This is a genomic window from Paenibacillus aurantius, from assembly GCF_032268605.1.
Classification (GTDB): Bacteria; Bacillota; Bacilli; order Paenibacillales; family NBRC-103111; genus Paenibacillus_AO; species Paenibacillus_AO aurantius.
This window is the reverse complement of record NZ_CP130318.1, coordinates 5,126,027-5,137,423: the sequence shown is the minus strand read 5'-3', so window position 1 is coordinate 5,137,423 and position 11,397 is coordinate 5,126,027. Positions and strand designations below refer to the sequence as shown.

Here is an 11,397-nt window from a genome sequence, read left to right as displayed (position 1 = left end):
GAACCCTTCCGCATCTTAGGCGATATAACGGTTCATGAGTTCTTTTTTGGAAATGGCGATGATTTTGGGGACGAGCAGCTCGGATTTTGTTTTCAGCCGCTTCTTTCCTTGAGGATGGATGACGTACATGAGCACCCTCAAGTACCATTGGGTGATTTTGGAGAAGACTCCCTTGGGCAGGTCCAGTATGGTGAACCCGAGCTGTTCGGGCCCGCGGTGGATCAGGCTGATGCCATACAGGCCTTTGGCGTTCTTGTAGGAGGGATCGGTCTCCATAAGCCGCAAAATTTGCGGAAGCAGCTGCTCCGTCCGGCGGATGAGCTGGATGGCGAGGTGCATGGCGCTGCGGCTTTCCTTGCCGAGGTGGAACAGCATGTCGTTGTTCAAGTGAAGCTCTACGATCTGGTCCCCTTTGCGGATTTCCTCTCCATCGAGGAAGGTAATCGGGGTGCTCCCGGTGTATTCCCGGATGCGCACCTGCAGGAAGGTGTTGTCGGGATCAACGGGGACGACGTGAAACAGCTTGATGAAGCAGCGCTCCCAAAGCATCCATACGGAATAAAGCATTCGCCTGCCCACCCCCGACTCCGCCGTTCCCCGCTTTGCGGATCCGGTCATTTCGTCAATCCGGACGCACTGGAGGCTGCGCTCTTCAAAGGTGCCCAAGGTTTCGGTAAGAGCGGACAGCATGTAGGAAGGGGCGTCCCGGTCGGCGCCGAACGTCTCCCCGCTGTCGTGAAGCAGAATGACCGAGCCGTCCGTTACCCGGTTAAGCAGGTGGTTCTTCAGCTTCCGCCGGCCGATGGAGCTCCTCCAGTCCCTCGGCATAACGGACCAGAGAACAATCCCGAATTCGCGGCGGAGTCCGTAATCGAAGAGGTTGAGGATTCCCCAAGGAGGCCGGTAGTAGAGAGGGCGTTCCCCGGTAATGCCCTCGACGATATCGGCCGAGCGGCGGATATGGCGTTTGCGGACCCCCCAGGGGGTCATGAGCCAGTTGGACAGGTGGGTATAGTTGTGGATTCCGATCTGATGCCCTTCCTCGTGCATGCGCCGGATCAGGTCCGGGTGCTTCTCGGCCTTCGAGCCGAGCACGAAGAAGGTGGCCCGGATGCCCCGTTCCTTCAGCAAATCCAGAAGGCGGGGAGTATACACCGGGTCCGGGCCGTCGTCAAACGTGAGGGCGATCTGCCCTTTGCCCCCTTGCCGGATAACCCCCCATCCGAGCATGCGGGACATGACCCACGGCAAAGCCATGTAGACGGCTATAAAGATCAAGCTCCCCCAGAACAGCTTTTCCCTCATAACGCTTTATATTCCTTTCTTGTCTGATTCATAAGGCCAAAAGAGCCGGCCTGACCATCGTCAGGACCGGCCGCTTCCAGCCTAGGCTCTTGCATAAACCGCGCGGCGTACCTTCGCGGGCCAGTAGGTCGGTTTCGTGGCCAGTATGGCCTCCAGCGCCTGGAAGGCGGCGTGCTTGCGCTCGTGCCGCTTGGCCTGCTGGCGGATGGCGGATAAGAGCAAGGGACTTTCGATCAGCTTCACGAGCTCTTCCGCGAGCTCCGCGCCGCTTCCGGCCATGACGGCCACTCCGCTCTTGACGAGATAGGCCGCGTTGTCCTGCTCCTGGCCGGGCAGCGGCTTATGAAGGAGCATGGGCAGCTCCATCGCCACCGCCTCCGAGGTCGTCAGCCCGCCCGGCTTCGTGATGAGCAGATCCGACAGGGCCATCAGCTCGTGGATGTGATCGACATAGCCGGTGGTCAGCACCCCGCGGCAGCCTCGGAACTCCCCATCCAGCTGCTGCTTCAGCTTCTCGTTCTGCCCGCACACGAAAATGACCTGCATGGTTTCCATTATATCACTGGAACGGAGGGTTTCGGTAAATTCTCTTCCGATCATTCCGAGTCCTCCGCCCATGACCAGTACCGTGGGCAGGTCGGGGTGGAGCCCGTACTTCCTTCTTAGCGTACCCCGGTCAAACCTTCCGACGAACCGGGGGCGGATGGGAATTCCTGTTACCGCAATGCGCGATTCGGGAATTTGGTGGCCCATCAACGCTTCCTTCACGTGCTCGGAGCCGACGATATACCGGTCGGTGCAGGGGTGAAGCCAGTAGCTGTGGTCGGTGTGATCCGTGATCACCGTGACGAGCGGAAGGTCGGTCAACCCGTTCTCCTTCAGCATGGACATCGCCGCCGCCGCTCCCGGGAAGGTGCAGACCACGACGGTGGGCCGGACCTCCTGAAGCAAACGCGCCATGCGCCCAAGCGTGTAAAACTTCATTTTTTTGAAAAGGTGAGAGATGGTGTTGTCCGAACGCGTTCTCCGGAAGAGAAAGCCGTACATCGAAGGAAACTTCGTCACCCACTGGGTGTAAGCGTACCGGCCGATCGTATGAAGCTTCGGGTGGGTCCATGCCATGAAATCCACGATTTCCACCTCCATCCCCGGACGGCTCAGGTGGGCCGCCTCGACGATAGCCTTAGCCGCTTGTTTGTGTCCGTCCCCGAGCTCCCCCGACAGGATCAACACCTTGTGCTTTTGGCCTGCTCTCATTCTATGTACACCTCATTCATTAGGATCGACTAGCGCTCACGTTCTGGTTGTTTCCTTAATCATACTGGAGCGGCTCCCCCGATTCAAACCGACCCTCGTTCGGTTTGTTTCCTGGACCTTGGTCCAGCCGCCCCCCCGGTCTCCGGCTTGCTCCTCTTTCTACTAGTTTAAGCGAGAGATCTTACTCTTTTGTCATGGAATATATAAAGGTTTTCTTAATTTTCTATGAAAGGCCGAAGGACGGCCCCTCTTTACTATAATGCGGGACAGGCCGATTTTATGATGATTCAAAGCAAGTCCCCGGTGTGTAAGTAGATGGTGACTCAACGGTTAAAGACTAAAGGAGGCGGAAGAAATCATGAGTGAACGCGATCATGTCATTGAAAAAGACGGAGATCTTCAGACGGATAAAATCAACCAGGCCATCGAGAAGATCGGTGACGGACAAAAAGAGCAGATTTTGGCCGATTTCGGTGCCTTCCAGGAGTATTTGGCCAAGCGCATTCAGATGGCGCAGGGCATCGGACTGAACGAAGAGCAGCTTGCCGTAACGGCGGAGAAAATCGCCGATTACCTGGCCGCCAACGAGGAGCCGCGCAACCGGGAGGAGAAGCTTCTCCAGGAGCTGTGGAAGGTCGGGGAGAAGGATGAGCGCCACAAGCTCGCCCATATGCTCGTCCGTCTGGCCCAGCAATAAGGTGGCCTTAATCTAACCGCATGATCCCATCCCTCTAATCTTCCGTTAGGGGGATTCCTTATACCCGGAAGCCCCGTGCCGCTTTATGGCAAGGATCGGCTGCGGCGTTAAAAAAGAAAACCAACTATACAAGGGGAAGGAGGAACTCCTTATGAAGACAACGGATAAGCCGGCGACCAAACGAATGAGCCTGCAGAGCTTCGCCAACAACCTCTACTGCCGGTTTCAAGACGACGAGGTGCCGGCTATGGGAGCGCAGCTGACGTATTACCTTATACTGTCCTTTTTCCCTTTTCTTATCTTTCTCATCGCTTTGGTCAGCTTTATGCCTTTTCTGAACAGCGGGGAGATCATCGGGAGCATTTCCCGGATGCTGCCGCAGACCTCCAATGAAACGATCCGCAGCGTACTGGATGAGATTCAGCAGTCGAAGAGCTCGACCTTGCTGTCCGTCGGGATCATCACGACCATCTGGTCGGCCTCGAAAGGAATCGACGGGATCCTTAAGGCTCTTAACAAAGCCTATGATGAGGAGGAGACGCGTCCGTTCTGGAAAGTAAAGGGAGCTTCCATCATGTTTACCCTCCTGATGGCGGTCGTGATCGTGTTTACGTTTGGGATGCTCATTTTCGGCAAATGGATCGGGGAAATGATCTTTAAGTTCCTGCATGTTCCGGCCTTCTTCGATATTATCTGGAGCATCGCCAAGTATGTGCTGCCTCTCGGCATGATGGCGGCCATGTTCGTGCTCCTGTACCGGTTCATCCCGAACCGCCATCTTTCGTTCCGGGAAGTGCTGCCGGGAGCCCTTTTCACGACGGTGGGCTGGATCGTCACTTCCCTTCTGTTCTCGTTCTATGTCAACAACTTCGGCAATTACACCAAAACCTACGGAAGCATCGGCGGAATCATCGTCCTGCTGACCTGGCTGTATATTTCGAGCATCATTATCGTGCTGGGCGGGGAAGTGAACGCCACGCTCGCCTTTGACCGGGAGGGCAAGACGAAGGACTCCTGCAAGCGGTTCTCCCTTCCCCTTCTCGGGAAGAAAAAAGACAAGAGCAACCGTGCTCCCGAAGTGGTACTCCCGCTCTATAACGGCAAGGAAGCCGACAAGGCCCGGTAGGGGCGTTCGGCTGGTTTGCCTCCAGGCATGGAATGCTTTGGCCGCCTTCTCCTCTAAGCAGGGGAGAACAGGCGGCCAAAGCATTCCATACTTTTTGTCCGATCAGCCTTCTCCCTCGGGGGCTTATTTGCGTTCGGACGCCGCATCTTGAATCAGAGCATTCACCGACCTGGAATATTCGGTAGGCGTCATGCCGGTTATTTGTTTAAACTGTTTAGAAAAATAATGGACGCTCGTGTAACCGAGCCTCTCTCCGATTTCTGTAAAATTATAGGAATGCTCGCGAATCATACGTTTGGCTTCCGTAATTCTCATCTGCATTAAATATTCGATAAAACTGGAATTAGTGGATTTCCTGAATAATCGCGTAAGCATGGATCGGCTAAGAGTAAACTGCGCGCACACCTGTTCCACCGTAAGGTTATGCGACAGATGGGCACTCAGATAGCTGGTGATTTGTTCCATTAGTACTTCATCCCGGTTCTGTGAAGAAACGGAGGAAAGGGTCGATTCCGACTTCTTCGGAATTAACAATTTCTGGATGAGGTGAATCAGCAGCGCCTCCAGCTCCATCTTGACAAGCTGCTCACTTCCGAAGGGAGCGTTGTTCCTACGGGTCAGACTTGGCTTATTGAGGGGGGCGCCGAACACGTTAATGCCTGCTTGAAGCATCCTGGCGATAATCGCTCTTTCCTCATCATCCAGCCGAAAGCAGCGGCCCTTGAATTGGTTTAAGGCGGGAGAGTTACAATCGAACGCGACGATAAACAAATTGGGGGTGGAAACACGAACAAGCCTATGAAATTCATTGGGCCGATAAAAGACAATAGATCCCTGTTTTAACTCGTATGGGTTCGATTCGATCCACACCTCTGCCTCGCCTTTGTCGACATAGGCAAACTCCCAGAAATCGTGCCGCTCCCCCGCGCTGCGGTACGTATTGGACAGCTCTCTGTACATAAAGGAAATGAGAGACCGAACCGTCAGTTCCTCTCTTAGTTCAAAGCGCACGTAGTCCAATGCCCGCCCTCCATTCAAAAAGCTGTAATCGGAAAAATCTATCCCTTATCCTCATGTTACCTTACTTCTCGATCAAAAAAAATTAGTTTCCTTGAGTATGGTTTACAAACAACTTGACGCCAAGATCAAAGCTGTTTAGATCTGTTCAAAATAATACAAATCAATGAACTTATAGAACAAAGAAAAGGGCAGCCGATCCCGCTATGATGAAATTGTGTTCAGCGAAATACAATCATGGGAGGAATAGGGAGCATGAGTAAAATTCGTCTGGGAATTATCGGCTGCGGCAATATGGCGGGAAGCCACGGGCACGGCTTCAAAGAGCTTGCGGGCCAGATGGAGGTTACCGCAACCTGCGATGTCGAGCTGGAACGGGCACAGAAGGCGGCCGAGGGGGCCGGTGCCAAGTTGGCCGTTGCCGATTACCACGAGATGTTGGATTATGTTGATGCCGTGCTCATCGTACTGCCGCATGACCTGCATTATGAAGTAGGCATGACCTGTTTAAGAGCGGGGAAACATGTGCTGATGGAGAAGCCCATGTGCAATACCGAGGAGGAGTGCGTAGAGCTGATCCACACGGCGGAGCGGGAAGGCAAGGTTCTGATGACGGCCTATCCCGTTCGCTTCTGGCCGATCGTCCGGAAGTTGAAGGAGTTGATCGATTCAAAGGCACATGGGGAGTGCTTCCAGATGTCGATCTGGACGGAGCAATATACCAAGTATCCCGAAGGCCACTGGGCCCATTCCGCCAACCGGCTGGGAGGAGGACAATTTTTCAGCCATGGCTGCCATTATGTCGACCTGATGCTCTGGTTCCTTGGGCGCCCGGTCAGAGGAATGCATCTAGGAACGAATTTCGGAACCCCTTGGATGGAGAAGGAAGGAACCAGCAACGTTGTGATCGAATTCGAGAATGGCGCCTTGGGTTATCATTTCGGAACCTGGGGCGCGAGGGGAACACGATTGGGTTGGAGCATCCATGCCCATTGTACGGAAGGGATGCTGGAAATCAACCTTGCCGATCGCAAGCTGTACCTCCATTCGCACATCAACGAAGAGAAAGCGAACCTCGACACCGAATCCCGTACTCAGGTGCTGATGGAGATCGATAACTCCGGTAAATTCACACATTTCGAAATAGAGCATTTCTTGGACTGTATACAGACCGGCAAGCGGCCCATTACGGACGGACCGACAAGCATCCAAGGACTGCGCTTAATCTGGCGTCTGTATGAAGCGGAGCGGAAGAATACGATTGCCGATTTGCGGGGGTTGGGACTTGAGGACAATTGGGAAAGTGCGGAAGCCCAAGTGGGCGGGAACGCAGAGGACTCGCGCTGATAACTGACGGCAGTTCAGAGATTCGGCAAAGCGGCTGTCCACCTATTTGGGGTCGAAGAGCGAAAGCCGCCATAGCCGGATGCAACAAGGAAAGGAACAGCTTGAACAAGCCGCTTCCTGAGGGGAAGGCCAATGGAAAGGCCATTCCCGGCGGCTTTCGTTCAACTGTCTTCGGATATCGCGAACCTAATCGGAACTATTCTCATGCCGGTCATTCCAGAAGGCGAACCGGACGAGCCCAAGAAGCGAGACGGCCAGCATCATATCGAAGCATACGGTGAAGAGGAACAGATGCTTGGCGAGGTCCGCCTCGCCCGAGCCGATCACCGGCACGACGAACGACAGGACGGCGAGAATGCCGAGCAGAGCGAACGCTTCGAGCTCGATTCTCCGTTCCAGCCGGGATTCCTTGCGATGATTAATCATCAATACCGCGAAATAGACGGCGAAGAACAGGCAGAGCAGGAGGAAGGAGCGCGGCAGGGCGGAGGCCTTCCACTTGCTCCACCAGGTGAAGGTTCCGGTGATTTTCCCAGGCGGCACGTCCGGCGCCTTCTCGTAATTGCCCAGGTAGCTAGGATGAATGGTGAACGCGTCTCGGGCGGTCACCTGCATTTTGTCGAGGAAGCGGGCCGGATGGGTCAAATAGAAGAGCGCCACCGTCTTCTGGTCGGCTTTATCGTACACTTCCTTCTGAAGGATGGGATCGCTCTGAGGGATGGCGGTATTCGGCGTAAAATAATTCGTATCCTTGAGAACGGCGAATTTCGGATCGATGCCGAGCTCCTCCAGATCCTTCTCGGGCGTGGGTGAGTCCTTCAGCACCCCGTAGAAGATCGTCTGGTACTGGTTGATGACTTTAATTTCTTTAGGGTCGAGCAGGTAGATGGCGGCCGAGAACGCGACAAGGCCAACCGAGCCCATTATTACCGAACGCCTCCAAGACCGATCGGCCTTCATCTTCAGGAACCGCAGGGACAGCAGGGCGAGCAGAACGCCGCAGGGCGCATTCTGAACCTTGGCTCCGATGAAGAAGAGAGCGGCGGCGAAGAAGGCGGCCAGCAGTCCTCCGGAGGGCCGGCCGGTTCGGCAAATCCGAAGGGCTAGGGCCATCGTTAGAAAGAGGAAGGCGTACGACAGCGGTTCTCCGTATAACGAGTTATAGTAGGCCGCATACCCGGCATCGCAAAAAACCAGTACCAGAAGGGCGGCCAGGACCCAGCCGACGGTCCGGCTGACCGTGGTGTAGGTTTGGACCAGGAGATAAACGGCCGCGAGGAACACGGCGGCGTACAGAATCGCCAGAAAGCGGATATCGAACACGGAGTCCCATGTTAACGCCTTGTCGAGCAGCATGGCCAGACCGACCATAATCAGCTCCGTCGAGGGATAGCCGCCCTGGAAATAACGTCCGGTCATCTGGTATTGGCTGAGGAAGTAGCTGAAATATTTGTCCTTGTACTCGAGATGGGGGTCCAGGTAATCCAGCCCGAAGGCTCCCATGATCCGCAGGAAATCCCCGTTGTCGGCCATCCCGATAAGAGGCTTGGCCAGCAGCAGATACCCGAGGACCAGAGCCGCGGCCAGAACGGCCGCCGAGGCGGGCTGCAGCAGCTTGCTTTTCATAAATACAATCTCCTTGTGGCAGCAAATGTAAAGAGGAATACCATGTCCATCATAGTCGTAAACGGGGCGGGCTTCAAGTTTCCCCTGCGCCCGGCCTTTTTTAGGACAACCGAACGGCCGCGCATTCCCAACCAAGGGAAATTGGACTATAATGAGAAGCACGCAACACCAATTATTTTGGCAGGAGGGAAAGCATGGATAAGGTCAGATTGGGCATTATCGGGATCGGCAACATGGGCCGCGGACACTGCGCCTATCTAATGAAGAACGAAGTCCACGGCGTGGAGCTGACCGCGATCTGTGACACGGATCCGGAGAAGCTGAAGTGGGTGCCGGAGAACCTGGGCGTGAACGTCCGTACCTTTGGATCCCCGGATGAATTCTTCAAATCGGGTACGGTGGATGCGGTGCTGATCTGCACTCCTCACTACAGCCATCCGGAGCTCGCGATTCAAGGCTTCGAGCATGGCCTTCACGTTCTCATCGAGAAGCCGGCCGGCGTATACACGAAGCAGGTTCGGGAGATGAACGAGGCGTCGCTTAAGACAGACAAGCTGTTCGGCATTATGTACAACCAGCGGACCAATCCTCTCTACCTTAAGCTTAGGGATTTGGTTACCTCCGGAGAGCTCGGGAACATCCGCCGCACGAATTGGATTATTACCAATTGGTACCGCTCCCAAAGCTATTACGATTCGGGCGGCTGGCGCGCTACTTGGGAAGGCGAAGGCGGAGGCGTTCTGCTGAACCAGGATCCCCACCAGCTTGACCTGTGGCAGTGGACGATTGACATGATGCCGAAGCGCGTCCGGGCTTTCTGCTCGTTCGGCAAATACCGCAGCATTGAAGTCGAAGATGATGTAACCGCTTATGTGGAGTATGAGAACGGGGCAACGGGTCTGTTCGTCACCACGACGGGAGAAGCGCCCGGAACCAACCGTTTCGAACTGACAGGAGACAACGGCAAAATCGTCATCGAAGACGAGAAGCTCACCTTCTGGCGTCTGCGGCAGCCCGAGCAGGAATTCAATGCCGCGTACAAGGGAGGCTTCGGCAGTCCGGAGTGCTGGAAGTGCGAAATCCCCATCACCGGCGGCAACCCTCAGCACAAAGGCATTACCCAGAACTTCGTTGACGCGATTCGGAAAGGCACCCCGCTGCTCGCCCCTGGCGCAGAGGGCATCAAAGGGCTTACGCTCTCGAACGCGATGCATCTGTCCGCTTGGACCGACGATTGGGTGAACCTTCCGATTGACGAGGATCAGTATTATTCCATGCTTCAAGAGCGCATCCGGAACTCCACCATGAAGAAAGAGGGAGGCTCGCGGACGCTGAACGTCGGAGGAACCCATTAATTTTTTTTGCTACTGTTAACGTGTGCATGAGATAAGGGGATAGGGGTCCTTTTCCGGCTCTGTCTCTCCAGCCCACAGCCCAAAAAAGGCAGTCAACCGCATGGACGGTTGGCTGCCTTTGTTATAAGCCGGAATGTTATTGAAGAAACTCCATGATCGCCCGGGAGCAAACCTCGGGTCCGCTCTTCAGCTGCTCCTGCTGCATCCAGGCTCTTCGCTTCACGAATTCCGGATAATCTTCCAGGAGCCGGTTGAACCAGTACGTCACCGTGTCCATCGATTGGATGACCGTTCCGTAGCCTTGGTCGGTAAAATACTGGCAGTTCTCTTCCTCCTGGCCGGGAATGGGGCTGTAGAAAAGCATCGGGATGCCCTTGGCCATCGCTTCCGTGCAGGTCATGCCTCCCGGCTTCGTCACGAGAAGATCGGAAACCTCCATCAGCTTGTCGATTTCCTTCGTATAGCCGAGCAGCCGGATGTTCGGATGCTGAAAAAGGGGGTCGTGCATAAGCCGCTGCCGGACCTTCTCATTATTGCCGAGGCAAAAAATGAGCTGGATCTCCTCCCGGAACCGGCTCATGTGCCGGATCAGCTCCTCGTTATTGACGAGCCCCCAGCCGCCGCCCATGATGAGGACCGTCGGCTTGGCTGCCAGACCGAACCGGGAACGAAGCTCGTCTTTATCCGAGGAGGGAATCCAGAAGTCCGGATGAACGGGAATACCCGTCACTTCGATGATGGATTCCGGCACGCCGCGGCCAATCAGCTTGTCGCGCACCTCGGCGGTTGAAACCAGGTATTTGTTGACCGCAGGATCGATCCAGGTGCCGTGGGCGTCGTAATCCGTAATGACCGTGCAGAGCGGAATGGCGAGCCCCGAGCGCTTCAACCGGGACACCACTACGTTCGGAAAAGGATGGGTGCAGACGATCATATCCGGCCGCAGCTGCTTGATGATGGAAGCGGTCTGCGAGTAGAAAATCCGATGAAGCGCTAGCGAGGTGAGCCGGTTCAAGGATTTTTTGTATTGATGGCGGTAGAGCATTCCGTACAGCTTGGGCTGGGAGGTGACCGTTTTGCGGTAGGCTGAGAAAATGAGCGGAGCGATGGTAGGGTGCTGAAAGGCACCCAGCTCCAATACCCGTGTCCGGACCATGGAGGAAAGCCGGCGAAGCCCGACCGAAATGGCGTGGGCGGCCTGCGTATGACCCGAACCGAAGCCCTCCGACAGGAGAAGGACTCTCTTTTTTCTCATACCTCTTTCACCTGACCTTCATATGCTAAACGAAGCCGATCCTCAAGCCTATTCCCGCCGCGTTTTTTGCAAGATTCTAGTAAAAGTATGATAGCATGTTTTGCCTGCCATCACAAAGAAAGCACAGAAGGACACTTTATAAAATGAAGGCGTTTCCTTTATAAGAAGTTCTTATAAGTAAACGGCCAAAATTCGGCGAAATTGTGAATATTCCTTATTGTTCTTGGCTAATGGCGGTGTTAAAATGATGTAAAATCAAAACCGCCTGGCCATAAAGACCTTAAATGGCCGGCAACCAAGTGCCGGATGGGAAGCTTCCCGGCCGGCCGAATCACCGGGGTAGCGCGCTTGTCCCATGGGGAGAGGAAAGCGTTCTTCTTTTGGCATTGGCTTTCGCGCGTTAAAGCTACAA

At 54.9% G+C, this 11,397-nt stretch carries 9 protein-coding genes; 4 read left to right on the top strand and 5 right to left on the bottom strand.

What is annotated here, in order from left to right; all coding sequences use genetic code 11:
- Nucleotides 1–15: 15 nt before the first annotated feature.
- Nucleotides 16–1,305 carry a polysaccharide deacetylase family protein gene (locus tag MJA45_RS23210; protein ID WP_315604270.1) on the bottom strand — a complete coding sequence of 430 codons (1,290 nt, stop codon included), beginning with the start codon at nt 1,303–1,305 and terminating at the stop codon, nt 16–18.
- Between the two features lie 81 nt (nt 1,306–1,386).
- Nucleotides 1,387–2,562, bottom strand: coding sequence for an MGDG synthase family glycosyltransferase (locus MJA45_RS23205; protein WP_315604269.1), 1,176 nt, complete (start codon nt 2,560–2,562; stop codon nt 1,387–1,389).
- 358 nt (nt 2,563–2,920) lie between these two features.
- On the opposite strand from MJA45_RS23205, the gene MJA45_RS23200 reads away from it, so the two are divergent.
- Nucleotides 2,921–3,259: a DUF3243 domain-containing protein gene (locus MJA45_RS23200; RefSeq protein ID WP_315604268.1), complete on the top strand. Its 339-nt coding sequence runs from the start codon at nt 2,921–2,923 to the stop codon at nt 3,257–3,259.
- Nucleotides 3,260–3,410: 151 nt separating this feature from the next.
- Nucleotides 3,411–4,385: a YihY/virulence factor BrkB family protein gene (locus MJA45_RS23195; protein WP_315604267.1), complete on the top strand. Its 975-nt coding sequence runs from the start codon at nt 3,411–3,413 to the stop codon at nt 4,383–4,385.
- Nucleotides 4,386–4,508: 123 nt separating this feature from the next.
- On the opposite strand, the gene MJA45_RS23190 is transcribed toward MJA45_RS23195, so the two are convergent.
- Nucleotides 4,509–5,345, bottom strand: coding sequence for a helix-turn-helix domain-containing protein (locus MJA45_RS23190; protein ID WP_315604266.1), 837 nt, complete (start codon nt 5,343–5,345; stop codon nt 4,509–4,511).
- A 312-nt stretch (nt 5,346–5,657) separates the two neighbouring features.
- On the opposite strand from MJA45_RS23190, the gene MJA45_RS23185 reads away from it, so the two are divergent.
- Complete coding sequence (locus MJA45_RS23185) at nt 5,658–6,749, top strand: Gfo/Idh/MocA family protein (RefSeq protein WP_315604265.1); 1,092 nt, start codon at nt 5,658–5,660, stop codon at nt 6,747–6,749.
- Nucleotides 6,750–6,935: 186 nt separating this feature from the next.
- Here the strand turns inward: MJA45_RS23185 and wsfD are convergent, their stop codons facing one another.
- Nucleotides 6,936–8,375, bottom strand: coding sequence for a glycan biosynthesis hexose transferase WsfD (wsfD, locus tag MJA45_RS23180; protein WP_315604264.1), 1,440 nt, complete (start codon nt 8,373–8,375; stop codon nt 6,936–6,938).
- Between the two features lie 194 nt (nt 8,376–8,569).
- Here wsfD and MJA45_RS23175 point away from each other — a divergent pair, with 194 nt between their 5' ends.
- Entirely contained in the window at nt 8,570–9,730 is a 1,161-nt protein-coding gene (locus MJA45_RS23175) for a Gfo/Idh/MocA family protein (protein ID WP_315604263.1), read from the top strand.
- 136 nt (nt 9,731–9,866) lie between these two features.
- Here MJA45_RS23175 and MJA45_RS23170 read toward each other — a convergent pair whose 3' ends face one another.
- On the bottom strand, nt 9,867–10,985 hold the full coding sequence (locus MJA45_RS23170) for an MGDG synthase family glycosyltransferase (RefSeq protein ID WP_315604262.1): 1,119 nt from the start codon (nt 10,983–10,985) through the stop codon (nt 9,867–9,869).
- Between the last annotated feature and the right edge of the window lie 412 nt (nt 10,986–11,397).

Bases quoted from the DNA above. Each gene is read 5' to 3' on its own strand.
- MJA45_RS23210 (WP_315604270.1), bottom strand. From the start codon at position 1,305: ATGAGGGAAAAGCTGTTCTGGGGGAGCTTGATCTTTATAGCCGTCTAC.
- MJA45_RS23205 (WP_315604269.1), bottom strand. From the start codon at position 2,562: ATGAGAGCAGGCCAAAAGCACAAGGTGTTGATCCTGTCGGGGGAGCTC.
- MJA45_RS23200 (WP_315604268.1), top strand. From the start codon at position 2,921: ATGAGTGAACGCGATCATGTCATTGAAAAAGACGGAGATCTTCAGACG.
- MJA45_RS23195 (WP_315604267.1), top strand. From the start codon at position 3,411: ATGAAGACAACGGATAAGCCGGCGACCAAACGAATGAGCCTGCAGAGC.
- MJA45_RS23190 (WP_315604266.1), bottom strand. From the start codon at position 5,345: ATGTACAGAGAGCTGTCCAATACGTACCGCAGCGCGGGGGAGCGGCAC.
- MJA45_RS23185 (WP_315604265.1), top strand. From the start codon at position 5,658: ATGAGTAAAATTCGTCTGGGAATTATCGGCTGCGGCAATATGGCGGGA.
- wsfD (WP_315604264.1), bottom strand. From the start codon at position 8,375: ATGAAAAGCAAGCTGCTGCAGCCCGCCTCGGCGGCCGTTCTGGCCGCG.
- MJA45_RS23175 (WP_315604263.1), top strand. From the start codon at position 8,570: ATGGATAAGGTCAGATTGGGCATTATCGGGATCGGCAACATGGGCCGC.
- MJA45_RS23170 (WP_315604262.1), bottom strand. From the start codon at position 10,985: ATGAGAAAAAAGAGAGTCCTTCTCCTGTCGGAGGGCTTCGGTTCGGGT.